General features: G+C 63.3%; 29 protein-coding genes. 13 read left to right on the top strand and 16 right to left on the bottom strand.

Features of this window, described 5'->3' with window-relative positions:
- Positions 1-4 precede the first annotated feature (4 nt).
- Both ACVC7O_RS02810 and ACVC7O_RS02805 read right to left on the bottom strand, forming a co-directional pair.
- Positions 5-736 (bottom strand): hypothetical protein, encoded by a 732-nt coding sequence (locus tag ACVC7O_RS02810; protein WP_458324591.1) that lies wholly within the window; start codon positions 734-736, stop codon positions 5-7.
- Positions 737-790: 54 nt separating this feature from the next.
- On the bottom strand, positions 791-1,768 hold the full coding sequence (locus ACVC7O_RS02805; RefSeq protein WP_458324590.1) for a helix-turn-helix domain-containing protein: 978 nt from the start codon (positions 1,766-1,768) through the stop codon (positions 791-793).
- Between the two features lie 109 nt (positions 1,769-1,877).
- Between ACVC7O_RS02805 and ACVC7O_RS02800 the strand changes: the two genes are divergently transcribed.
- The 4 genes from ACVC7O_RS02800 to ACVC7O_RS02785 all read left to right on the top strand — a co-directional run bounded on the left by ACVC7O_RS02800 (position 1,878) and on the right by ACVC7O_RS02785 (position 5,267).
- The gene (locus ACVC7O_RS02800; RefSeq protein WP_458324589.1) at positions 1,878-2,237 is read left to right on the top strand and encodes a helix-turn-helix domain-containing protein; all 360 of its coding nucleotides are present in this window, start codon (positions 1,878-1,880) and stop codon (positions 2,235-2,237) included.
- A gap of 289 nt (positions 2,238-2,526) precedes the next feature.
- Positions 2,527-4,212, top strand: a complete 1,686-nt coding sequence (locus tag ACVC7O_RS02795; RefSeq protein WP_458324588.1) for an acyl-CoA dehydrogenase family protein — start codon at positions 2,527-2,529, stop codon at positions 4,210-4,212.
- Positions 4,213-4,341: 129 nt separating this feature from the next.
- The gene (locus tag ACVC7O_RS02790) at positions 4,342-4,863 is read left to right on the top strand and encodes a TetR/AcrR family transcriptional regulator (protein WP_458324587.1); all 522 of its coding nucleotides are present in this window, start codon (positions 4,342-4,344) and stop codon (positions 4,861-4,863) included.
- Positions 4,860-5,267: an META domain-containing protein gene (locus ACVC7O_RS02785; protein WP_458324586.1), complete on the top strand. Its 408-nt coding sequence runs from the start codon at positions 4,860-4,862 to the stop codon at positions 5,265-5,267. Before ACVC7O_RS02790 ends, ACVC7O_RS02785 begins: the two co-directional genes overlap by 4 nt.
- On the opposite strand, the gene recO is transcribed toward ACVC7O_RS02785, so the two are convergent.
- From recO to folK, 13 genes are all read right to left on the bottom strand, one after another.
- On the bottom strand, positions 5,251-5,976 hold the full coding sequence (gene recO / locus ACVC7O_RS02780) for a DNA repair protein RecO (RefSeq protein WP_458324585.1): 726 nt from the start codon (positions 5,974-5,976) through the stop codon (positions 5,251-5,253). The two genes, ACVC7O_RS02785 and recO, sit on opposite strands and share 17 nt — an antisense overlap.
- Positions 5,976-6,305, bottom strand: a complete 330-nt coding sequence (locus ACVC7O_RS02775) for a DUF1491 family protein (protein WP_458324584.1) — start codon at positions 6,303-6,305, stop codon at positions 5,976-5,978. The genes recO and ACVC7O_RS02775 overlap by 1 nt, the downstream gene beginning before the upstream one ends.
- Positions 6,306-6,377: 72 nt before the next feature.
- Positions 6,378-7,286, bottom strand: a complete 909-nt coding sequence (gene era, locus ACVC7O_RS02770; RefSeq protein ID WP_458324583.1) for a GTPase Era — start codon at positions 7,284-7,286, stop codon at positions 6,378-6,380.
- Positions 7,283-7,969 (bottom strand): ribonuclease III, encoded by a 687-nt coding sequence (gene rnc, locus ACVC7O_RS02765; protein ID WP_458324582.1) that lies wholly within the window; start codon positions 7,967-7,969, stop codon positions 7,283-7,285. Before rnc ends, era begins: the two co-directional genes overlap by 4 nt.
- Positions 7,966-8,805 carry a signal peptidase I gene (lepB, locus tag ACVC7O_RS02760; RefSeq protein ID WP_458324581.1) on the bottom strand — a complete coding sequence of 280 codons (840 nt, stop codon included), beginning with the start codon at positions 8,803-8,805 and terminating at the stop codon, positions 7,966-7,968. Before lepB ends, rnc begins: the two co-directional genes overlap by 4 nt.
- A 239-nt stretch (positions 8,806-9,044) precedes the next feature.
- Positions 9,045-9,449 (bottom strand): holo-ACP synthase, encoded by a 405-nt coding sequence (gene acpS, locus ACVC7O_RS02755; RefSeq protein ID WP_458324580.1) that lies wholly within the window; start codon positions 9,447-9,449, stop codon positions 9,045-9,047.
- Complete coding sequence (locus ACVC7O_RS02750; RefSeq protein WP_458324579.1) at positions 9,446-10,069, bottom strand: LysE family translocator; 624 nt, start codon at positions 10,067-10,069, stop codon at positions 9,446-9,448. Before ACVC7O_RS02750 ends, acpS begins: the two co-directional genes overlap by 4 nt.
- Positions 10,066-10,815 (bottom strand): pyridoxine 5'-phosphate synthase, encoded by a 750-nt coding sequence (locus tag ACVC7O_RS02745; protein ID WP_458324578.1) that lies wholly within the window; start codon positions 10,813-10,815, stop codon positions 10,066-10,068. The genes ACVC7O_RS02750 and ACVC7O_RS02745 overlap by 4 nt, the downstream gene beginning before the upstream one ends.
- Positions 10,816-10,857: 42 nt before the next feature.
- Positions 10,858-11,529 (bottom strand): DUF2062 domain-containing protein, encoded by a 672-nt coding sequence (locus ACVC7O_RS02740; RefSeq protein WP_458324577.1) that lies wholly within the window; start codon positions 11,527-11,529, stop codon positions 10,858-10,860.
- An 89-nt stretch (positions 11,530-11,618) separates the two neighbouring features.
- Positions 11,619-13,778: a RelA/SpoT family protein gene (locus ACVC7O_RS02735; RefSeq protein WP_458324576.1), complete on the bottom strand. Its 2,160-nt coding sequence runs from the start codon at positions 13,776-13,778 to the stop codon at positions 11,619-11,621.
- Between the two features lie 35 nt (positions 13,779-13,813).
- Positions 13,814-14,167: a DNA-directed RNA polymerase subunit omega gene (gene rpoZ, locus ACVC7O_RS02730; protein WP_195819676.1), complete on the bottom strand. Its 354-nt coding sequence runs from the start codon at positions 14,165-14,167 to the stop codon at positions 13,814-13,816.
- Between the two features lie 396 nt (positions 14,168-14,563).
- Positions 14,564-14,998, bottom strand: coding sequence for a YHS domain-containing (seleno)protein (locus ACVC7O_RS02725; RefSeq protein WP_458324575.1), 435 nt, complete (start codon positions 14,996-14,998; stop codon positions 14,564-14,566).
- Positions 14,999-15,270: 272 nt separating this feature from the next.
- Positions 15,271-15,771, bottom strand: a complete 501-nt coding sequence (gene folK / locus ACVC7O_RS02720; protein ID WP_458324574.1) for a 2-amino-4-hydroxy-6-hydroxymethyldihydropteridine diphosphokinase — start codon at positions 15,769-15,771, stop codon at positions 15,271-15,273.
- 211 nt (positions 15,772-15,982) lie between these two features.
- Between folK and ACVC7O_RS02715 the strand changes: the two genes are divergently transcribed.
- From ACVC7O_RS02715 to ACVC7O_RS02675, 9 genes are all read left to right on the top strand, one after another.
- On the top strand, positions 15,983-16,537 hold the full coding sequence (locus ACVC7O_RS02715) for a LabA-like NYN domain-containing protein (protein ID WP_299780919.1): 555 nt from the start codon (positions 15,983-15,985) through the stop codon (positions 16,535-16,537).
- A 71-nt stretch (positions 16,538-16,608) separates the two neighbouring features.
- On the top strand, positions 16,609-17,559 hold the full coding sequence (gene ispH, locus ACVC7O_RS02710; protein WP_458324573.1) for a 4-hydroxy-3-methylbut-2-enyl diphosphate reductase: 951 nt from the start codon (positions 16,609-16,611) through the stop codon (positions 17,557-17,559).
- Positions 17,556-18,170 (top strand): LysE family translocator, encoded by a 615-nt coding sequence (locus tag ACVC7O_RS02705; RefSeq protein WP_458324572.1) that lies wholly within the window; start codon positions 17,556-17,558, stop codon positions 18,168-18,170. Before ispH ends, ACVC7O_RS02705 begins: the two co-directional genes overlap by 4 nt.
- Positions 18,167-18,619 (top strand): YdeI/OmpD-associated family protein, encoded by a 453-nt coding sequence (locus ACVC7O_RS02700; protein ID WP_458324571.1) that lies wholly within the window; start codon positions 18,167-18,169, stop codon positions 18,617-18,619. Before ACVC7O_RS02705 ends, ACVC7O_RS02700 begins: the two co-directional genes overlap by 4 nt.
- Positions 18,616-19,065, top strand: a complete 450-nt coding sequence (locus tag ACVC7O_RS02695) for a DUF3429 domain-containing protein (RefSeq protein ID WP_458324570.1) — start codon at positions 18,616-18,618, stop codon at positions 19,063-19,065. Before ACVC7O_RS02700 ends, ACVC7O_RS02695 begins: the two co-directional genes overlap by 4 nt.
- A complete protein-coding gene (locus tag ACVC7O_RS02690) occupies positions 19,065-19,658 on the top strand; it encodes a class I SAM-dependent methyltransferase (RefSeq protein WP_458324569.1) in 594 nt (197 codons plus the stop codon). The genes ACVC7O_RS02695 and ACVC7O_RS02690 overlap by 1 nt, the downstream gene beginning before the upstream one ends.
- Complete coding sequence (gene rnhA, locus ACVC7O_RS02685; protein ID WP_458326022.1) at positions 19,651-20,115, top strand: ribonuclease HI; 465 nt, start codon at positions 19,651-19,653, stop codon at positions 20,113-20,115. Before ACVC7O_RS02690 ends, rnhA begins: the two co-directional genes overlap by 8 nt.
- Entirely contained in the window at positions 20,108-20,509 is a 402-nt protein-coding gene (locus ACVC7O_RS02680) for an NUDIX domain-containing protein (protein WP_458324568.1), read from the top strand. Before rnhA ends, ACVC7O_RS02680 begins: the two co-directional genes overlap by 8 nt.
- Positions 20,506-21,129, top strand: coding sequence for a trimeric intracellular cation channel family protein (locus ACVC7O_RS02675; protein WP_458324567.1), 624 nt, complete (start codon positions 20,506-20,508; stop codon positions 21,127-21,129). The genes ACVC7O_RS02680 and ACVC7O_RS02675 overlap by 4 nt, the downstream gene beginning before the upstream one ends.
- Before the next feature lie 51 nt (positions 21,130-21,180).
- On the opposite strand, the gene katG is transcribed toward ACVC7O_RS02675, so the two are convergent.
- On the bottom strand, positions 21,181-23,358 hold the full coding sequence (gene katG, locus ACVC7O_RS02670) for a catalase/peroxidase HPI (protein WP_458324566.1): 2,178 nt from the start codon (positions 23,356-23,358) through the stop codon (positions 21,181-21,183).
- Between the last annotated feature and the right edge of the window lie 51 nt (positions 23,359-23,409).

The following is a 23,409-nucleotide window of genomic DNA, read 5'->3' as shown; positions in this document are numbered from 1 at the left end:
AGGTCTAAGCGGCCTTTTTCTGCGGCTCAGGCACGTCGACAACGTCGATGATGGGCATCTCCAGCAGGTAGCGCGTATCCTCGTTCGTCAGATAGCTCAGGAAGCCCTCCAGCGGCCTGTCAGAGCCCTTGCGATACCACCGTAGCGCACCGGGTTCGTTGTGCATGTAGCCCATGCGCTCGGCAAAGCCCTTGAAGGCCACGGTGCGCGCCATGAACCCAAAGATCGTGTCGGGGTTCCACCGGCACATCGCTTCATGGATGCCATAACGCGCGAGCACGGTTGAGAGGCCTGTGCCGCGATAAGGCCCGGTGTCGCCCATCCAGACCTCGCCATGATAGACCACCTGCCCGGTGATACGGTTGGCGCCCGGGCTGGCGCGGAACCGGGACCGGCGCAGATCAAGATCAGGGATCGCAGGCGGGAAGTCCCGGAAGCGCTTGAGCATATACCCCCCGAGCGTCTTCTCCTGCAGATCGATCAACCTGGAGGCTTGGGTGTGCATCAACATGCCATCGGCATCGCGCGCGATCAGCCAAAAGGAGTTTTTATCGTTGAGGTCGTGCACGTCAGGATCAAACGGAGCGCCGAGGACCTGCTGCGGTCTTTCGGCCTTCAGCATGGCCCGGTACTTGAGGAAATTTGACCCTATCGTGACAGAAATCCGGTTTTGGTGCAGAATATCGCGACTTGTGGCCACGAATTGTGTCCCTGCACTCAAACTTTGAAAAGACATGCCAAAACTCCTTTGCACGAGCATCCTCATGCAAAGGTTAGACTAAATAAGTGCTTAACGCTCGAACTTTGCGCCAGCTGGATCGAAATTTACCATAATATCGGCAGAAGGTTGCACAATCTTGCCTTGATCGAGCCCAAATATCTCAATATCGGACGAAGGCTCGACCAGGGAATAGAGCGCTAGACTGCCGTCAGGGAATCGCCCCCCAAGCATTAGACGTTGATAGTTGACGGGTTTGAGGGTCCCATCCGCCTCGGATGGCACCAGTGTGAAAACATGGTCCAAGCGCAAACTTTGGGTCGTTTGGACCTCGTGGAAGGGCTCGTCCAGCATCCGCGCGAAGTCGTCACCACCGGGCATCCGCCCAAGTGACCGCCCCACGCTGCTGCGCGCTTTGGCCCAACCAAACCACTTAACAAAAAACGATTCCTCACCGAATTCCACGCAGATCCAGCCCGCGATCGTATGCCGATAAACGATGAGGTAGGGGCGCACATGCTCCATATGGGGCGACTCGATATCGCCCCCTGCCATGGCCCAACTGCGCAGCGTTTCGCGCTGCAGACAGGAGGGTGAATCCCATACCCGTCCCAGCGAATGCTGCTGTTGCCAGAAACACCAGCCATCCGGCAGAACCGAACTGAAGAGCTGCAACCCATGCACGTGGCTGACATTGCTGTTCAACCAGGCATTGCCGCGCGCCAGGATACCCAAGGCCTCAGGCAAGGCACGCTCGCCCGCCTCGGTCAGATGATACTGGCGGTCTTCCACCGTGAAGAGCGCCTCACCCTTTGCCTCTTCGAGCTGGGCGATATGGCGGCGCACCGTCTGACGCGTGCTGCCCAACTCCTTCACCGCATGACTGAGGTTGAGCGTCCGCGCCAGAGTCGTGAACGACCGGATCATCTCATGCAGCAAGCCATGAGAATCCGCAGTCTTCTTGACCGCCTCAGAAGTATCAGCCGGGTCCACGATACGGTTCATAAGACAGATGGTAAATAAATCACCCAGTAATGCAACATTTTTCACCCATCACCAGAACATTTTTAATCAAAAAAATGAAAAACGTACCCAATTGAACGATTCGGTGATTCCCGGAAAGAGTGTGAACAGTCACAACCAGAGGTGTTAAATAGTTATGTCCCATCCAGTCGATGTTCACGTTGGTCGCAAATTGAAGCAGATTCGCACGATGCGGCGCCTGTCCCAGACAGACGTTGCCCGTGAGTTGGATTTGTCATTTCAGCAAATTCAGAAATACGAAATCGGATCGAATCGAATTGCCGCCAGCAGGCTTTACGAGTTATCGCGAATCCTTGACGTTCCTACGTCTTACTTCTTCGAAGGCCTTGATGCGGCGGCAGAAAAATCTGAACGCCGTGATCCGAGCCTTGAGATCGTTACGGCACTGGCTGCCATCCGCGACGATACCATCAAGACACGCATCGTGACATTCATTGAAGATGTCTCGGGCGTGACTGTAGCGCGTCAGGGCTGAGCCCCTGGTGACCGGCGCATCGGTAGGCGGATTGATCTGTCTTCCGATGCGTCTCCTGTAAATCAAGAATCGTTAGTGAGTTTGTGACTGATCAGCGCCGCGCGAGCGGCGCTTTTTCATGTCCAGGTTGCGTATGATGGCGCTCAACAGAGTGTTTCCGGATCAACCGCCAATCAGCCACAAAAACCGTGGCGAAATTTTCGTCCAAATTGACGCATCCTCCCGCATTTTTGTTGCGCTGCAACTGCGAAAGACTTACATCGTCCCTCAACCGATGAAGGATGCTAGCATGCCCCATGATGGACAGACCCCGCCGACGCAAAACCCCGTGATCCTGGACGACCTCCTGAGCCACACGGCTGCCGCCCTGCCCCCCCTCGACGCCTTGCTTGAGACTGCAACCGCGCGGGTGAAAGCGCAGGTCACCGACGGGGACCGCATCTCGAGCGCACTGGTCGAACAGCATCAGACGGCGGCTCATGGGCTGGCCTGGGTTGCGACCTATGTGCAGGCCTTGCGGCAGATGCAGGCCTGGGCGGAACGCCTGTCGGCAAATGGCAGTTTCGGTGAAACCGAGCAGCTGATCCACCAGATCGCGTTCGGTGAATACCTCTGGCAGCTCTATGGCGGCCTGCAGATGAACCAGGGCGAGATGCTGCGCCTGCAGGACCTCGGCCTCGACCAGTCCGACATGCGGGCGATGATGGAACCAGCGATCATGACGCTGACCCAGCAGGGCAACACGCAAGCCGCGCGTACACGGCTCGTTGAGCTGATGCAGGAGCATTCCGCGAACATCATCACGGGCGCATCGGGCCTTGATGACGAGCTTGAGATGATCCGCGAGCAGTTCCGCCGCTATGCGGTCGAAAAGGTCGAACCTTTCGCCCACGACTGGCACCTGAATGATGAGCTCATCCCCCTGGAGGTGATTGAAGAACTGGCAGAGATGGGCGTCTTTGGCCTCACGATCCCCGAAGAATATGGCGGCTTCGGCCTGTCGAAAGCGTCCATGTGCGTGGTCTCGGAAGAGCTGTCGCGCGGCTATATCGGCGTGGGCTCACTGGGCACGCGGTCCGAGATCGCGGCCGAACTCATCCTTGCAGGCGGCACCGACGCGCAGAAAGAAAAGTGGCTGCCGCAGCTCGCCAGTGCCGAGACCCTGCCCACCGCCGTCTTCACCGAGCCCAACACCGGATCTGACCTCGGCGCCCTGCGTACCCGTGCAGTTAAAGACGGCGAGGACTACAAGATCACCGGTAATAAGACCTGGATCACCCACGCCGCCCGCACCCATGTGATGACCTTGCTGGCGCGGACGGACCCCGAGACCACCGATTACAAAGGCTTGTCCATGTTCCTGGCTGAAAAGACGCCCGGCACAGACGAAGCCCCCTTCCCCACAGAGGGCATGACCGGAGGCGAGATCGAAGTGCTGGGCTATCGCGGCATGAAGGAATACGAGCTGGCCTTCGACAACTTCCATGTGAAGGGCGAGAACCTGCTCGGCGGCGAGGAAGGCAAGGGCTTCAAACAGCTCATGGAAACCTTCGAAAGCGCCCGCATCCAGACCGCGGCGCGCGCCGTGGGCGTGGCCCAATCGGCGCTCGATATCTCCATGCAATATGCGCAGGACCGCAAGCAGTTCGGCAAACCGCTGATCGCCTTCCCGCGCGTCTCGGGCAAGCTAGCCATGATGGCGGTGGAGCTGACCATTGCGCGCCAGCTCACCTATTTCTCGGCCTTTGAGAAGGATGAGGGGCGCCGCTGTGACGTGGAGGCCGGGATGGCCAAGCTGCTCGGCGCCCGGGTGGCCTGGGCGGCGGCGGACAATGGGCTGCAAATCCATGGCGGTAACGGCTTCGCGCTGGAATACAAGATCAGCCGCGTGCTTTGTGATGCGCGAATCCTGAACATCTTTGAAGGCGCCGCTGAAATTCAGGCGCAGGTCATCGCGCGACGGCTGCTCGGCTGATAGGGTTCACACCGCTGCAACGGCGAGCATTCGCGCGGAAATCCGCCACCATCAGAAGGCAAACGCCGGTCCACGTCCCATCGGCGCTTCGCACTTGCAGCATCACAGTCAGCTGCGTATGGCTGATCCATGGCAACACAGCGACTCACCCGACAGAAGTGGATCGACGCAGCCCTTGACGCGCTGGTCAAGAAGGGACCGCCCGCCTTGGCCGCCGAGCCGCTCGCGCGCGAGCTTGGGGCGACCAAGGGCTCTTTTTACTGGCATTTCAAGGATGTGCCCGCGCTGCATGAGGCGGTTGTCAAGGATTGGCAATCGCGCGCGCTGTCGCGGATCGCCGAGGAGCTGGCCAAGAGCGGCAATGCTGAAAAACGGCTCCGCGCCTTTGGCAAACAGTTTCTCGCCGACAAGCAGGACCCGGCCTTCCGCGCCTGGGCGCAGACCTCACCGATGGTCGCGCGGGCCGTCAGCGATGTGGACACCGAGCGGCTGACCTATCTGGTGAACATTCTGACCCAGCTCGGTGTGCGCAATCCGGCTTTTGCGCAAAGCTGCCTGGGCGCGCTGATCGGCCTGCCGCAGTTGCACGGCAAGACGAAGCCCGGCCAGGCCTTCGACACGATGATTGACCTCGTACTCGCGCTTCAATGACGCCGCTGCGGCTGTTTACGGTCGGCGTGTTGATCCTCGGCACTGCCCTCTCCGCCTGTCGCCGCGACGAAACGGTCACCGCCTATGGGGCCGCGGGCAAGACCTGGCAGCTGGTTGAGCTTGACGGCGAAACCGTCTCCTACACCGCCACGCTGCGCTTCCCCGAGCCTGGGCAGATCGTCGGGCGCGCACCCTGCAACAGCTTCAGCGGGGCCATGATGGTGCCCTACCCCTGGTTTGAGGCTACAGATGTCGTGGCCACCCGCGCAGCCTGCCCGGGGCTGCAGGACGAAACGGCCTATCTGACAGCGCTATCCGAGATGACGCTGTCGGAGGTTCTGGGAGGTACGCTGATCCTCTCGACGCCGGACGGGCGCAAGATGGTCTTCACAGCCGCCGAGTAAACGCCTCGACAAAGCGCGCACGCGCCTCCGGAAGAGGTGTGTTGCCGAGGTCTTTGGCTAGATGCTGCGACAGAAAATGACCGGTGGTGCGCAGTGCTTCGGCTACCTCCGCATCCGCCCCCGTACCGACCCCACGCAACACATCCGGCAAGGGCAACAGCCGGTCCGCCCAGGCCCCCGCCGCCCCGCGCGACACGGCCCGGCCGGACTTGGGCGAGACAAAGGCAAGATCATCCGCTGTTCCAGTCACGGCGCAGACATCGAGCGCAAGCGCATAGCCCATCTCTTCCAGCAGCCCGAGCTCCCAGCGCAGATAGGCCAGCGGCCAAAGGTCTGGCTGATCAAGCAGGTCGAGCAACTGCTCACTGCTCTGATAGAGACGAGGGTGCGGTTCGCGCTCTGGCAGTGAGAAACCCAAGAGAGCCGTCACCGCATTCAGACCCGCCAACGCGAGGCGGTCCCCGAGGGCGGCAGCGGCCCGGCTGCGCACGGGCTCAACCTGAAAGCTGCCGATGTGATCTTCCAGCCGGGCCCGCCATGTCACATCAAGCTGTGCACCGGGCTGCAGGATGGGTGCGATCTTGCGGCTGGTGCCACCGCGCACAACCCCGGCATGGCGACCGTGCGCGGGCGTAAAAACTTCAATGATTGCAGAGGTTTCGCCGTGGCGCCGGGTACTGAGCAAGATCCCCTGATCGCGCCACTGCATCACGCGAGACCGGGTTGATCCAGCATATGGCGACCTTGCCGATCCTCCACCTCGATGACCCAGACGTCAGGGTCATAGGCCCGCTGGCGGCCAATGCAGGCATCCACATCCGCCTCTGTGCCTTGCTCGAGGATCGACCAGCTGCGCGTGTCCTCCATCAAGTTATAGCTGCGCTGATAGACGGTCGCCTGGCCGTCGAGCCGATTGAGCTTGACCAACACGCTACCCGCATCGTCATCGCCATGCGCAACGATAAACGCGGGGATGTCGAGCCCGCGCAACCGCATCAGATAGGCATCAATCCAGAACCGCGCCGTCAGCCGGGTCATGCCGCGCCCTTCACCCTTCCCAAAATACTCAATCCCACCGTCGGGCACGCGACACCGCCGGATCGTCCTCGCTCAGCCGTTACCATCCTTGAACTCCAGCCCCATCTCTGAATACCGCTCGGCCTCGTCCAGCCAGTTCGGGCGCACCTTAACTTGCAGGAACAAATGAACTTTTCGGCCCAGAAACTCCTCCAGCTCCTCTCGCGCCGCCTTCGACACCGCCTTGATCGTCTCGCCCTTGTGGCCGAGCACGATGCCCTTATGCCCGTCCCGGACCACATAGATCAGCTGGTCGATCTTGGCCGAGCCATCCTTGCGCTCCTCCCAGCTCTCGGTCTCGACGGTCAGCTGATACGGCAGCTCCTGATGCAGGCGTAGGGTCAGCTTTTCGCGCGTCATTTCGGCGGCGATCATGCGCATCGGCAAATCGGCGATCTGGTCTTCCGGGTAGAGCCATGGCCCCTCGGGCAGCTCCGCCGCGAGCCACACGCGCAAGGCGTCAACGCCATGGCCCCTTTCGGCCGAGATCATGAACGTCTCCACAAAGGGGAAGCGGTCATTCAAGTCCTTGGTCAGGCCCAGCAAGACCTCGGATTGCACCCGGTCGATCTTGTTGATCGCCAGCGCAACCTTGCGGCCCTCACCGATGTCGCCCAGCCCCTCGAGAATGCGCTCCACCCCTTCGGTTACGCCGCGCTGTGCCTCGACCAGCAACATGATGATGTCGGCATCTGCCGCCCCGCCCCAGGCGGCGGCGACCATCGCGCGGTCGAGCCGTCGGCGCGGCTGAAAGAGGCCCGGTGTGTCCACGAAGACGATCTGCGCGTCGCCTTCCATGGCGACGCCACGGATGCGCGCCCGCGTGGTCTGCACCTTATGGGTCACGATGGAGACCTTCGCCCCCACCATACGGTTCAGTAGGGTCGATTTGCCCGCGTTGGGCTCGCCAATGAGGGCAACAAATCCAGCCCGCGTGCTCATTCCGTCTCCTCCAGCGCCGTGAGCAATGTGCCCGCCGCGGCCTGTTCGGCCTGGCGCTTGGAGCCCGCAGTGGCCTCGCGGCGCTCACCTGTTTCAAGCTCGGCGGCGATGGTGAAGACCGGCGCGTGATCGGGGCCGGAGCGGGACACCTCCACATAAGACGGAGGCTGCAGCCCGCGCGCCTGCGCCCATTCCTGCAGAGCCGTCTTGGCGTCGCGCGCGTCCTCTTCGACATTGTGCAACCGGTCACCCCAAAGCCGTAAAATCAGCGCCTTGGCCGCGTCGAACCCGGCGTCGAGATAGACCGCGGCCAGCACCGCCTCGATGCTGTCGCCGAGCAACGCCTGCTTGCGCCGCCCACCCGAGAGCATCTCGGACCGGCCAAGCCGCAGCACGGCGCCGAGGTCGATCTGGCGCGCCACGTCCGCGCAGGTTTCCTTACGTACTAAAGCATTGAATCTCGGAGCTAATTGGCCCTCGGTCGCGCCCTTGTCGAGGCTGAGCAGCGCCTCGGACATGACCAGGCCCAGCACCCGGTCACCAAGGAATTCCAGCCGCTGGTTGTCATCGCGATTGGCCGAGGACATCGAAGCATGTGTGACCGCCTGCGCGAGCAGTTCGGGGCGTTTGAACGTATGCCCCAGACGGTCCTGGAAGGACTTGAGTTCTGCCGAGAGCTTCACTCGACGGCCTTGAAGAACCGGTCGCTGCGCCAGGTCCAGAAGAACAGCATCGAGCGGCCTGCGGAGGAGAACATGATCCGGTCGGCGCGACCGATCAGATTCTCGTAGGGCACAAAGCCCACACCCTGCACCTGCTGGGCGAGGCGGCTGTCCGCGGAGTTGTCACGGTTGTCACCCATGAAGAAATAATGCCCCTCCGGCACCGTGTAGACACCGGTGCGGTCGGAGGCCTGCGGGCTGATGTCGAGCACGATGTGCTGGACACCGCCGGGCAGTGTCTCGATGGCACGGGCCTTCTGGCAGATGCCGCCATCGCCGATCGGGCCATTGCTGCAGCGGGGCCGCCGCCCTTCGGGGCCCTGCGGCTGCATGATTTCTTCAAAGATTCCAGCAGGTTCCTGCGGTGCTGCCTGGCCGTTGATGAAGACAATACCGTCACGCATCTGGATGCTGTCGCCCGGCATTCCAATGAGCCGCTTGATGTAATCGCGGCCCGAGACCGGGTGACGGAAGACCACCACATCACCGCGTTCCGGCTCACCCCCCAAGAGCCGCGTGTTGTCGCCATCGAAGACCCCGCAGATGTCCTTGGCATCCACGTTGATGCCAAACCGCGGCATGATCAGGCTGGGGCAGGAGGCGTAGGAATAGCCATAGGCCATCTTGTTCACGAAGAGGAAGTCGCCGACCAGCAGCGTCTCTTTCATCGAGCCCGAGGGGATCCAGAACGGCTGGAAAAAGATGGTGCGGAAGACACCGGCAATCAGCAGCGCGTAGACGATGGTTTTGATCGTCTCGACAATGGCATTCTGCTGCTTTTCTTCTTTGGCGGCCATCGGGCGCTCCCACTCGTTGATCTGCGCCTAAATGCGGGTGGGAGAGGGGCGAGTCAAGGCGGCCCCACGCAACGGTCGGTGCCCCCCTTGCGACCTTTCGCCCGAATCGGGGGTTAATCCCTTACTTGCAGGCAAAACCCACGTCGGTATCACGTCGGTGTGACGTCGGTATTGCGTCGGTGGATCATCGGTGCGAGGCGTCGTTAACAGGGCGCGCGCCCGGGTTCGTGACCAAAGTGTTAACGGCTCTGCGGCAGCGCCTCGATCACCACGAAGGCCTGCGCCCAGGGGTGATCATCGGTCAGCGTGACATGGATCACGGCCTCATGCCCCGGGGGCGTCATCTCGTCGAGCCGCTCCTTCGCCCAGCCGGTCACATGCATGACAGGCTGGCCAGTGGAGAGGTTGCTGACCGACATGTCCTTCCAGGCGATGCCCATTGCGAGCCCGGTGCCAAGCGCCTTGGAGCAGGCCTCCTTGGCGGCCCAGCGTTTGGCATAGGTGCCAGCCACATCCCTGCGCCGCTCCGCCTTGCGCTGTTCGACCTCGGTGAAGACCCGGTTGCGAAAGCGGTCGCCGAAGCGATCCAGGGTGCCCTGGATCCGCTCGATGTTCGCGAGGTCTGTGCCGATGCCGAGGATCATTGCAGCCGGGCGGTGAGGATCTTGAAGCTGGCAAAGCCGAAAAAGCCCGCGAAGGCGAGATCGAACCAACGCCGGGCGCGGGCATAGGCGCGCACCACCGCCGCCGAGGAAAAGAGCAGCGCGTAGCCGATGAAGATCAGGATGGAGCCTGCGTAGAGCAGGCCGAAATAGCCAAACAGCATCAGCGGTGTGGCGTCGTGCGGGGCGACGATGGCGTAGATCGAGCCCCAGCTGAGGATCGCCTTGGGGTTGGTGATGTGGATCGCCGCGCCCTTGAGGAAAAGCGTGCGGGCGCTGCCGGAAAAGGGTGTTCCCATGGCAGCACTGTCATCGGAGGCCGCGCGACGCAGCGCCTTGAGCGCGAGCCAGCCGAGGTAGAGCGCGCCTGCGTAGCGGATCATCTCGAAGACCCAGGCGTTGGCGAGCATGATCGCGGAGAGGCCAAGGGCCGCGGCAATGCCCCAACTGGCGGAGCCTGCGAGGATGCCTAGCGCGAAGGCCAGCGCCGAGCCACGACCCGCCGACATGGCGGTGCCCGCGATGCCCATGGTGGCGGGCCCGGGCGAGCCGCCCGCGAGCACCCAGGCGACCCAGATCGCGGCAAATTGTGCGGTGATCATGCGCGGGCCTCATCCATCAGGCGGCGCATCTCCTGGATCGCAGGTTCGAGGCCCAGAAAAATGCTCTCGCCAATGAGGAAGTGGCCGATGTTGAGCTCGCGCACCTCGGGGAAGGCGGCGACGGGCATCACGGTGTCATAGGTCAGCCCGTGGCCCGCGTGCACTTCGAGACCGAGCGAATGCGCGAAAGTGGCCATCTCACCCAGCGCCTTCAGTTCGTCATGGTGGGTGTCGAGCTCGCCATCGGCATAGGCGTCACAATACGCACCCGTATGCAACTCGATGACCTCGGCGCCGATGCGGTGGGCCGCCTCGACCTGGCGCTGGTCGGCGGCAATGAAGATTGAGACACGACAACCCGCATCGCGCAAAGGCGCAATGAAATGCGCGAGGCGGTTTTCGTCGCGGGCCACGTCGAGGCCGCCTTCGGTGGTCCGCTCTTCACGCTTTTCCGGCACGATGCAGACCGCGTGCGGCTTGTGACGCAGCGCGATCTTCTGCATCTCGTCGGTGGCGGCCATCTCGAAGTTCAAAGGCACGGTCAGCACCTCCATCAGCCCCTCAATGTCAGCGTCCGAGATATGGCGGCGGTCTTCGCGTAAGTGAGCGGTGATGCCGTCGGCGCCCGCCTGTTCCGCCAGCCGCGCGGCGCGCAGCGGGTCCGGATAAGCCCCGCCGCGTGCATTGCGCACCGTGGCCACGTGATCGATGTTTACGCCGAGGCGCAGGTGTTCCTGATTGGCCATTTCCGACCCCCCATCTGGTCATGCTGCTAGCCGCAGCACGTGTTAGTCCCCGGTTGGATGTTCCGCTTTGCGTTTTGCGTCTGCTTTTGCAGCAGCCTTGGCCTTGAGGGCGTCGAATTTGGTTTTGATCATACCTTTACGGCGGGCCTGGTAAACCCGGATTACCGGCACGGAGAGGTAATAGCAGAGACTTGCAAAGAAGATACCGGGCAGAATGCCGCCCACGAGGTAGGGGAAGAAAATCTCGTCGTAAAATACGCTGAGCCGCGTCCAGTCGGCGCGGGCATCGGTGAAGATGGCGATGAAGTTGTCTTTGAGGTCAGCGGCGGCATCGGCGAATTTGCCGACGAAGGAGCGGTGCATCCGCTCGTCCACCTGGTCGCCCAGCAGCCAGTGCCCGGTGGAGAGCGCCGCCACCCCGATGGGCACATAGGTGAGCGGATTGCCGAAGAAGGTGCCCATGAGCGAGGCGATGACATTGCCGCGCAGCACGAAGGCGAGGCCCGCGGCGATGAAGAAGTGGAAGCCGTAGAACGGTGTGAAGGCCGCGAAGACCCCGGCCCAGATGCCGCGGGCGATCCGCTCGGGGCTGTCGGGCAACCGCCGCATTCGGTGCTTGACGTAGTGGAACGCGCGCGCCCATCCGCCGCGGGGCCAGAGAAACTCTGCCACGGCGCGGGGCCAGCTTTTGGGATCGCGGCGTTTGAAGACCAACGGGCGGGGTTCCTTTTCAGCATGATGTCGGACGTCTGCCCCCGCAGAACACTCCGAAAATGTGACCGATCAATGGCCGGGCCGCGGCATCAGCCAGGTGTTTCAGCCGACCCTTGCGCCAGATTGCGCGCGCGCGAAATCGCCGCCACATCGCTTTCGGCTTCCAGGGTCAACATCAACGAATGCAGATGCGCAACGTCCCGCAGTTCCACATAAATCAGAAGACGGTAAAAGTCAGGTTTCCTATCGATAAATTGCAAATCTGAAATATTCGCGCGGGTCTCTCCGATTAAAGTGCAGATGCGGCCCAGCGTGCCTGCATCATTATTGAGCGTCACATCAAGTGTGGTGCCGTAGATCGCCGAATGCGGCCCTTCGTGCCAGCGCAGGTCGAGCCAGCGGTCGAGCTGGTCTTCATAGGCGCTGAGCCGGTCGCAATCGATCGCATGCACGACCACGCCGCGGCCCTTGAAGGTGATGCCCACGATGCGCTCGCCCGGCAGCGGCTGGCAACAGAAGGCGCGCTCGAAGGACTGACCAGGGGTGAGGCCGACGACGGCACGGCGCGCATCGATACGCTCGCCGGGTTTGGGGGTGAGATCGGGATAGACCGCCTGCACCACCTCGCGCCCGGTAATCTCGGCGCTGCCGAGGCGGGCAAGCAGGTCGTCGCGGTTCTTGAAGCGCATGTGGCGGGCCGCGGTGCTGAGCGCCTTGTCGGTGGCCTTGCGGCCCACGTGTTCAAAGGCGGAGCGTGCCAGTTCGCGGCCAAGCTTCACAAACCGCGCGCGGTCCTCGTCGCGCAGGGCGCGGCGGATCGCCGAGCGGGCCTTGCCGGTGGTGGCGATGTCGATCCACGTCGCCTGCGGGCTTTGGCCTTCAGCGGTGATGATCTCGACGTTCTGGCCGTTCTTGAGCCGGGTCCAGAGCGGCACGCGCATGTGATCGACCTTGGCGCCCACGCAGGCGGTGCCGATGCGCGTGTGGATCGCGAAGGCGAAGTCGATGGGCGTGGCGCCGCGCGGCAGCTTCACCACCTCGCCTTTCGGCGTGAAGCAGAAGACCTGGTCGGAGTACATCTCGAGCTTGACCGCTTCGAGGAAATCCTCGTGGTCTTCCTCGGCGTCGAACTGCTCGGTCAGCTGGGTGATCCACTTCGCGGGGTCAACGGCGAAGGGGTTCTGGCTGCGCACCCCGTCGCGGTAGGACCAGTGGGCGGCCACGCCCGTCTCGGCCACATCGTGCATCTGGGAGGTGCGGATCTGTACCTCGACCCGCTTGCCATCGCGCCCCGAGACGGTCGTGTGGATCGAGCGATAGCCGTTGGATTTCGGCTGGCTGATGTAGTCCTTGAACCGGCCTGGCACCGCGCGCCAGCGCTGGTGGATCGCACCGAGGGTGCGGTAGCAGTCCTCCTCCGTCTCGGTGATCACGCGGAAGCCGTAGATGTCCGACAGCCGCGAGAAGGTCTGCTCCTTCTCCTGCATCTTGCGCCAGATCGAATAGGGTTTCTTGGCGCGGCCAAAGACATCCGCCTCGACCCCGGCCTTGTCTAGCTCGAGCCGCATGTCACCGGTGATGCGCTCGATCACGTCACCGGTTTCCTTCTGCAGGTTGATGAAGCGGCGGATGATGCTGGCGCGGCCTTCGGGGTTGAGCACGCGGAAGGCGAGGTCTTCCAGCTCCTCGCGCATCCACTGCATCCCCATGCGGCCCGCGAGCGGCGCGAAGATCTCCATCGTCTCGCGCGCCTTCTGGGCCTGCTTCTCGGGGCGCATCGCCTTGATCGTGCGCATGTTGTGCAGACGGTCGCTGAGCTTGACCAGGATCACGCGCAGGTCCTTCGACATCGCCATGAAGAGCTTGCGGAAGTTCTCGGCCTGTTTGGTCTCGGTCGAGTTGAGCTGGAGATTGGTGAGCTTGGTCACACCGTCAACCAGCTCGGCCACCTCGACCCCGAAGCGGTCCGAGACCTCCTGATAGGAGGCCTTGGTATCCTCGATGGTGTCATGCAGCAGCGCGGTGATGATCGTGGCATCATCCAGCTGCTGTTCGGTCAGGATCGCCGCGACGGCGACGGGGTGGGTGAAATAGGGCTCGCCGGAATGGCGGTACTGGCCCTCATGCATCGCGCGACCGTAATCATAGGCCGCGCGGATCAGGGCTTCGTTCGTCTTTGGATTGTACTTGGCGACCAGAGCGACCAGATCGTCAGCGGTAATCTCGATCGGGTCCAGCGTGGTTGTCATCCATCAGCCTCGCAGGGCTCCGGGGCAGGCTGTGCTCAGCTCTGCCCTTGCGCGGCCATCAACTGCCGCAGGAGCATCTCTTCGGACATGCTGTCTTCTTCGGGCTTGTCCTGCTCGGCCCCCATGAGAAGCGCCATGGCGTCCTCTTCCGGCTCGTCCACTTCGATCTGGTTCTGGTTGCTCTCGATCAGACGCTCGCGCAGCTCATCCGCGCTCTGGGTCTCATCCGCAATCTCGCGCAGAGACACGACCGGGTTCTTGTCGTTGTCGCGGTTCACGGTGATTGCAGCACCTGAGGAGATTTCGCGCGCCCGATGGGCCGCCAGCATGACCAGTTCGAACCGGTTCGGAACTTTATCGACGCAATCTTCGACGGTGACGCGGGCCATGGAACACTCCATATCTCGAGGGGGTGGGTCAGAAGTGGCCTATGTAGGCCCCTTTCGCCCGATTTACAAGCGGCTATTACGGGCACCGCCTCCGCCGCAACTGCTCGCATTTATGGAGCGGTGACCCGCCCTGCGGTGCCTGGCGGCGCAAGAGACGCGGCCCATGCTGATCGCGCTGCGATATCAACGAGCCGTCGGCGTTGCGCCCAAGATCGCGGATGCTAAAAACGCACGACCGTTTGCGTCTCCGGACAGGGCAACGGCCCCCTGGGCCGCCCGCTTCTGGCAAGACCTTCATCATCGGATCTGCCATCAAATCTGAATGGTAAAGAGGTCCCTCACCGCGTGATGGCGAGGGACCCAAAGCAGGTGTCAGACGGCGCCTGGTCCGATCCCTTAGAACGGGTGAATGCGCGGCCAGTTCTCATCGCCCGCGACGATATGCGCCGGGATGTTGGCCTGCCAAAGCTCCTGCGCACGCGGATGGACCTGCACGTAAAGCACGTCATCCACGATCTGCCAGACGTTCGGATCGCCCGGTGCCTTGTAGTTCTGGCTGGCCGCCCAGGAGCAATAACCATCGTAAGCGGGAGCATATCGTTCCGGATCGGCTGCAAAGGCGTCGCGGTTCTCGGTCGACGCGAAGTACCAGATTGCTCCGTTCCAGAAATGGTTGATCCGAGCCTCTCCCGGCGTCGGACCACCCTGGTGGTAAGATACTGTATCATAACCCCCAATTGCGACGGCCAACTGGTTTCCTGCAATCGCGGGCGAGGTGGCGATGGCAAGGCCCAGGGCGGCAGCAAACGCCATGATAAGTTTTCTGATCATATGAGTCTCCATTTTAAGATCCCGCTGGTGCGGGCGTTTTGGTCAATACTCAAACGACCCGGTCACTGACCAATGACGTTTGTGCCATGGAGATTTTATGAAGATCGACGTCTCGTGATTTGCATTTTATGCCCCGAAAGCAGGGGGTTTGGCGCTGCTGACGCATGTGCGGTCACAGCGCATGTCGTCACATCGCCGTGGGCGCGCGCCGAGGAGAAAACCTCGGGGCCAACAGCAAGACGCGCAGGCCTCCGCGGCCTGTGGCTGCGGGCTCAGTCGGTAAGTGCCTGGACCTGCGCGACGTTGTCGGGCGGCAGCGCGTCCAGCATTTCGCGCACGCTCTGGCCCAGCGCGGGATGCACCCAATCGGGCGCCACGTCCGCAAGCGGGACCAGTACGAACGCGCGCTCCTGCAGCCGAGGGTGAGGCAGGATGAGCTCGTCGGGGATGGCGCGGACCTGGTCCTCAAGCGGCAGCGCGCGCCACCGGGCATGGGTTTCAACGTCGGGTAGCAGCAAATCGCCCATGCCGATCAAGTCGAGATCGAGGGTCCGGGGCTCCCACCTCTTGACACGGGTGCGGCCCATCTCCTGCTCGACCTCGTGCAGCGCCGAGATGACCGCGCGCGGCGGCAGATCCGTCTCGACGCTGAGCGCGGCGTTGACGTAGTCTGCACCGTTCCCGGGCGGGAAAGCCGGGGTCTGGTAGAGCCTGCTTGTGGCGCGAATCACCCCCAGCGATTTCGCGACCGCAGAAAAAGCTTTTCTGACCACCTGCGCGGGCGCATCTTCCCGCGATGAGCGATTTGACCCTACGGCAACCAGCGCAATTGTTCGGATTTGTGGCAGCTTTTCGCCTGTTTGGGGTACGAGTGTCTCTTGCGGCAAGATCAAAAAACCCTATTTTTGAACTGATCGGTTCGCCCAATAAGTAATCAAATTGTTTCGTGAGCACCAGCGGCCGGCCCCATCGGAAGGACCAAAAATGTTTTACAAGGACGAACGGCTTGCGCTGTTCATCGACGGCTCGAATCTCTACGCCGCGGCGAAGTCACTGGGCTTTGACATCGACTACAAACTGCTGCGTCAGGAATTCATGCGTCGGGGAAAGCTGCTCCGTGCGTTCTATTACACGGCCCTTCTGGAGAATGACGAGTATTCCCCCATTCGCCCTCTGGTTGATTGGCTGAACTACAACGGCTTCACCATGGTGACGAAGCCCGCCAAAGAATACACCGACAGCATGGGACGCCGTAAGGTCAAGGGAAACATGGATATCGAGCTCGCCGTGGACGCGATGGAGCTCGCACCGCGGGTCGATCACATCGTGCTTTTCTCGGGCGACGGCGATTTTCGCCCGCTGGTAGAGAGCCTGCAACGCCAGGGCGTTCGCGTCTCGGTTGTCTCGACGATCCGCAGCCAGCCGCCGATGATCTCGGATGATCTGCGCCGCCAGGCCGACAATTTTATCGAGCTCGATGAATTGAAAGACGTGATCGGGCGCCCGCCGCGCGACATGCCGGATGCGGCCAACGGCTGACCTGCGGCCACGTCGCTCTGGACGCTGCGCGCCCGAAGCCTTACCTCTGGTGACATGACCGGAGCGCATCGATGACCAAACCCCCGTTGACCCTCTATCTCGCCGCGCCACGCGGCTTTTGCGCAGGCGTGGACCGTGCGATCAAAATCGTGGAAATGGCGCTCGAAAAATGGGGGGCGCCGGTCTATGTGCGCCACGAAATCGTTCATAATAAATTTGTGGTTGACGGGCTGCGCGAAATGGGAGCGGTGTTTGTCGAAGAGCTCGATGAGTGCCCCGATGACCGCCCGGTGATCTTCTCGGCCCATGGGGTGCCGAAGGCGGTGCCCGCCGCCGCCGCCGCGCGCGAGATGATCTATGTGGATGCAACCTGCCCGCTGGTGAGCAAGGTGCATATCGAGGCGCAGCGGCATTCCGACAACGGCTTGCAGATGATCATGATCGGCCACGCGGGCCACCCCGAGACCGTCGGCACCATGGGGCAGCTGCCCGAGGGTGAAGTGCTGCTAGTCGAGACGGTGGAGGATGTGGCGCGAGTTACGGTACGCGACCCGGAGCAGCTGGCCTATGTCACGCAGACGACGCTGAGCGTGGATGACACGGCGGATATCGTGGCGGCGCTGCAGGCGCGGTTCCCGGCCATTGTGGGGCCCCACAAGGAAGATATCTGCTACGCCACCACCAACCGGCAGGAGGCGGTCAAGGCGATGGCGCCGAAGTGCGATGCTATGCTGGTGGTGGGCGCGCCCAACTCGTCAAACTCCAAACGGCTGGTCGAGGTGGGCGCGCGCGCGGGCTGTGAGTATGCGCAGCTGGTGCAGCGCGCGACGGATATCGACTGGCGCGCGTTGGAGGGCATCCGCAGCATCGGGATCACGGCGGGGGCGTCGGCGCCTGAGGTGCTGATCAACGAGGTGATGGACGCCTTTTCCGAGCATTACGACGTGACCCGCGAGGTGTTGGAGACCGCCATCGAGAACGTCGAATTCAAGGTTCCACGCATATTGAGGGTGCCCGCATGATTTCGCTGCAATTTCTTCTCACGGCCATTGTCGTGGTGTTGGCCCCGGGCACGGGCGTGATCTACACGCTGGCGTTGGGGCTGGGTCAGGGGCGCATCGCGGCGCTCTGGGCGGCTCTGGGCTGTACCTTCGGGATCGTGCCGCATCTGGCGGCGGCGACGCTTGGGCTGGCGGCGGTGCTGCATACCTCGGCGGTGCTCTTCACCATCGTGAAATTCGCGGGCGTGGCCTATCTTCTGTATCTCGCGTGGCAGTCGCTGCGCTCCGGCGGGGCGCTGGCGATCTCCGCGGACCGCAAGGTCGAGAACGGCTGGCGCATCGCGCGGCGCGGGGCGCTCATCAACATCCTGAACCCGAAGCTCTCGATCTTCTTCCTCGCCCTCCTGCCGCCGTTCCTCTCGGGCAATCCGGCCACGGCGACGCTGGAGATGACCGTCCTGGGCGCGATCTTCATGGCGCTGACCTTTGCGGTCTTCGTGCTCTACGGGCTCTTCGCGGCACAGGCGCGGACGTGGCTGTTGGGCTCAGAGGCGGTGATGCGCTGGCTCAACCGCTCCTTCGCGGCGATCTTTGCGGCCCTCGCCGGGCGTCTGGCGCTGGAGCGCGCGTGAGCGACTGGATCAGTTTCGAGGCTGTGATCACCCCGATGGAGTGGGGCAAGAACACCTACACCGTGTTGCGCCTGCCCGATGAGGTCACGGCGGAGCTGGAGGCGCAGGGCGCGCGCCGGGTGGAAGGTGAGTTGAACGATCATCCGGTGAACCTCGCGCTCACCAAATCGCCCGCGATTGACGGCGTGTTTCTCTACACCGGGAAGGCGTTGTTGCGCGAGACCGGGCTGGAACCCGGTGAGGTGTTCGAGGCGCGGTTGCGGCCTGCCTCGCCCGATGCGGTCGAGGTGCCGGAGGATGTGATGGCCGCCCTGCGCGGTGCAGGGCGCTCAGCCGACTGGGCTGCGCTCACGCCCGGCAAGCAGCGCGGGTTGTTGCACAACGTGACGACCGCCAAGCGCGCCGAGACCCGCGCCAAGCGTATCGCCAAACTGGTCTCCGGCCTATGAGCCGCATCCCCACCGCACCGCTGATCCTTGGCCTCGCCGGACTCATTCCTTTTGTTTGGGGGGCGGCTACCTATTTGAGCGCCCCGCTCGCGGCCTGGGGCGCCGAGGCGCTGGGGCCGCGCTTCGTGGGGCCTTACGTGCAACTCTTTTATGGCTCGGTGATCCTGTCGTTCATGTCGGGCGTGCTCTGGGGCTTTGCGACGAAGACCTCCGGCGCGCGGGCGGCAACGGGCTATGCGCTGTCGGTCATTCCCGCGCTCTGGGCGTTTTTTATGACCGGCGGTGGCCCGACCACGGCGGCGATGAACCTGATCTTCGGCTTTCTGGGTCTGCTGGTGTTGGATTTCGCCTTCTCGCAATGGGGGCTCACGCCGCGCTGGTGGATGTCCTTGCGGGTGCTGCTGACCGCTGTGGTGGTCGCCTGCCTCGTGGTCACGGTGATCTGATGAGCGATGAAGAAACCCTGAAGGTCTATGCCGCGAAGGCAGGCGAGTATGCCACGCTGGTAACCGGCGGAGCGGCGAAGAACCCGCAGCTGGCCGCCTTCATCACAGCGCTGCCCACGGGCGGCCATGCGCTCGATCTGGGCTGTGGACCGGGCAATGCCGCCGCTGAGATGGCCGCGGCGGGCCTTCAGGTCACAGCGTTTGACCCGGTGCCCGAGATGGTCGCGCTCGCAGCGGCGCAGCCGGGAGTGGCGGCGCGGGTCGCAGGGTTCGACGATGTCACCGGCTGCGATCTTTACGACGGCATCTGGGCGAATTTCTCGCTGCTGCACGCGCCTCGGTCCGACATGCCCCGGCATCTGGCGGCGATTGCCGACGCCTTGAAACCCGGCGGGCGGTTCCACATCGGCATGAAGACCGGCACCGGGGAAAAGCGCGACCCCATCGGGCGGCTTTACACCTATTACACCGATGCGGAACTGACCGGGCTGCTGGCGGACGTGGGGCTGACCGTCACGGATCGGGCGACGGGGCGCGAAAAGGGCCTTGACGGTGTCGAAGCAGACTGGATATGCCTCGCCGCTCATGGCTGAGCTTTTCGCATATACCGATGGCGCCTGTTCGGGCAATCCGGGCCCTGGCGGCTGGGGCGTGCTGCTGCGCGCGATGGACGGTGAGGCCATCGTGAAGGAACGCGAGCTGAAAGGCGGCGAGCCGGAGACCACCAACAACCGCATGGAGCTGCTGGCGGCGATCCACGCGCTGGAAAGCCTGAGCCGCCGCAGCACGATCACCATCGTGACCGACAGCAACTACGTGAAGAATGGCATCACCGGCTGGATCTTCGGCTGGAAGAAGAACGGCTGGAAGAACGCGGCGAAAAAACCGGTGGCCAATGCGGAGCTGTGGCAGCGGCTGGATGCCGCCAATGCCGCCCATGATGTGACCTGGAAATGGGTCAAGGGCCATGCGGGCCACCCGGAGAACGAGCGCGCGGACGAGCTGGCGCGCGCGGGCATGGCGCCCTTCAAGAAGGCCGCCGGTGCGTGAGGTCGCCTGCCCCGTCGCGCTGCATCTCGACGGGGTGCCGCGGCGGATCGCGGCGTTCGAGCACCCTGAGGCGGGGCTGCAGCTGGTGAAAGGCGGCATCCGGCCGGGAGAGCGGCCGGAGCAGGCGGCGGCGCGCGAGCTCTTCGAGGAAAGCGGGCTGGAGACCCGGGCTGCGATCGCTCTGGGCGAGAGCACGGAGATTGATGCGGAGGCACGCTGGCATTTCAGCCTCTGCCGCCTCGCGGGGCCGCTGCGCGAGCGCTGGCAGCATCACTGCGCAGATGACGGCGGCCATCTCTTTCGCTTCTTCTGGCTGGAGTTGGATGCGCCGCTGCCCGAGGGGTTTGCGCCGCCGTTTCAGCGGGCCTTTAACTGGATTCGAGGCCACCTATGACCCTGATTGCCCTGCTGGACTATGCCTCGGTCTTCATCTTTGCGCTGACCGGCGCGCTGGTCGCCTCGCGCCAGCAGCTCGACATCGTGGGCTTTGCCTTTGTCGCCTGCCTCACGGCAGTGGGCGGCGGGACGGTGCGCGATGTGCTGCTCGACCGAAACCCGATCTTCTGGATCGCGCAGCCCAGCTATATCGGCGTCGCCTGTGCGGCGGCACTGCTGGTCTTCCTGACCGCGCATCTCTTTGAAAGCAGGCTGAAAACGCTCATCTGGCTCGACAGTTTCGCGCTGGCGGTTGCCGTGCCTGCGGGCACAGGCGTGGCGCTGGCGCTGGGGCAGCCGGTGCTGGTGGTGGTGCTGATGGGCACGATCACGGGCTGCATGGGCGGGTTGCTGCGCGACGTGGTGCTGGACGATGTGCCGCTGGTGCTGAAGCAGGGCGAGCTCTATGTGACCGCCGCCTTTGCCGGGGCCACCGTGGCGGCGCTGGCGCGGCCCTATTTCCCAGACGCGCTGGTGCCGCTGATCCTCTGTGCAGGGGTGACGTGGAGCTTACGCGCGGGCTCGCTGGCCTTTGGCTGGCGCCTGCCGGTCTACAAGAGCCGTCCGCCGCGCAGCTGAGCGCGCAACCGGAGAGCGCCCGGGCAGCAACACGCCGCCCGGGCGAAGATGTTAAGCGACCAGATCGAAGCGGTCGGCGTTCATGACCTTGGTCCAGGCGGCCACGAAGTCCTTCACGAACTTCTCGGCGTTGTCGTCCTGCGCGTAAACCTCGGCATAGGACCGCAGGATCGAGTTGGACCCGAAGACCAGATCGGCGCTGGTCGCAGGCCACTTGATCTCGCCCGAGGCGCGGTCGCGCACCTCGTAGCTGCCGTCATCAATGGGGTGCCAGCTGTAGGACATGTCCGTCAGGTTGACGAAGAAGTCCGTTGTCAGGGCCCCTTCGCGATCCGTGAACACGCCATACGCGCTGCCGCCGTGGTTGGTGCCCATGACGCGCATGCCCCCCAGCAGAACGGTCATCTCCGCCGCCGTGAGGCCCATGAGCTGCGCCCGGTCGAGCAGCATTTCTTCAGCCGAGACGGAATACTCGTCCTTCTGCCAGTTGCGGAAGCCATCGGCGACGGGCTCGAGCACGTCGAAGCTGTCGGCATCGGTCTGCGCGTCGCTCGCGTCACCCCGGCCCGGGGTGAAGGGCACCTCGACGGAATGGCCACCGGCCTCGATCGCCTGCTCCAGACCGACATTGCCGCCCAGAACGATCACATCGGCGATGGAGGCACCGGCCTCTGCCGCGATGGGCTCGAGCACGCCGAGCACCTTGGCCAGACGCTGCGGCTCGTTGCCGGCCCAGTCCTTCTGGGGGGCCAGACGGATGCGCGCACCGTTGGCGCCGCCACGCTTGTCCGAGCCACGGAAGGTCCGCGCGCTGTCCCAGGCGGTGGCGATCAGCTCGGCCGATGTCAGGTCACTGTCCTCGATCTTCGCCTTGACCGCCGCCACGTCATAGCCGGTGGGGCCTGCGGGGATCGGGTCCTGCCAGATCAGGTCTTCGGCAGGCACATCCGGCCCGTAGTAGTTGGCGCGCGGCCCCATGTCACGGTGGGTCAGCTTGAACCAGGCGCGGGCGAAGGTGTCCTTGAAATACTCCGGATCAGCCATGAACTTCTGGCAGATTTCGTTGTAGATCGGATCGACCTTCATCGCCATGTCGGCGTCGGTCATCATCGGGTTCTGCGGCGTCGTGCTGTCGCCCGCGTTGGTCGGCTTTTCGCTGTCCGGCATGTCCACCGGCTCCCACTGCCAGGCGCCTGCGGGGGACTTTTTCAGCTCCCACTCATAGCCGAACAGGTAGTCGAAATAGCCCATGTCGAACTTGGTGGGCTCCTTCGTCCAGGCGCCTTCGATGCCGGAGGTGAAGGACTTCGATGCGGTGCCGCCATGTTCGGTATTGGCCCAGCCGAAGCCTTGCGCCTCGATGCCTGCCGCTTCGGGTTCGACGCCGATCTCCACACCGACTTGGGCACCATGCGCCTTGCCGACCGTGTGACCGCCGCAGGTCAGCGCGGCTGTCTCTTCGTCGTCCATCGCCATGCGCGCGAAGGTCTCGCGCACATGCGCGGCGGTCTTGGCCGGATCGGGCTGGCCGTTCACACCTTCGGGGTTCACATAGATCAGACCCATGTGCACCGCTGAGAGCGGGTTATCGAGCGTGCTGGCATCCTCCAGATCACCGTACCGCTGCTCGGAGGGCGCCAGCCATTCGCTCTCGGAGCCCCAGTAGACGTCGGTTTCCGGGCCCCAGATGTCCTCGCGGCCAAAGCCGAAGCCGAAGGTTTTGAAGCCCATGGATTCATAGGCCATGTTGCCCGAAAGGATGATCAGGTCGGCCCAGGACAGCGCGTTGCCGTATTTCTTCTTCACCGGCCAGAGCAGCCGCCGCGCCTTGTCGAGGCTCGCGTTATCCGGCCAGGAGTTCAGCGGTGCAAAGCGGATGTTGCCCGAGCCCGCGCCGCCGCGGCCGTCCTGCATGCGGTAGGAGCCTGCGGAGTGCCAGGCAAGGCGGATCATCAGACCACCGTAGTGCCCCCAGTCGGCGGGCCACCAGTCCTGGCTGTCGGTCATCAGCGCCTTCACATCCGCCTTGACCGCTTCGAAATCGAGCGCCTTGACCGCCGCGCGATGGTCGTAATCCGCATCCATCGGGTTGGTGCGCGCCCCATGCTGGTGCAGGATATCGAGGTTCAGCGCATTCGGCCACCACTTGGTCACCGGCTTGTCCATCGCCGTATTGCCACCGTGGTTCACGGGGCATCCGCCGAGGCCTTTGAATTGATTTCCATCCATGCTGGGTCTCCTCGAGTTTAAAACGATTCTAGGGTGATGCCTCCGAGATAC

The organism is Roseobacter cerffii (assembly GCF_054226325.1).
The sequence above is the reverse complement of the archived record's forward strand: the minus strand, read 5'-3'. Positions and strand labels throughout refer to the sequence as shown.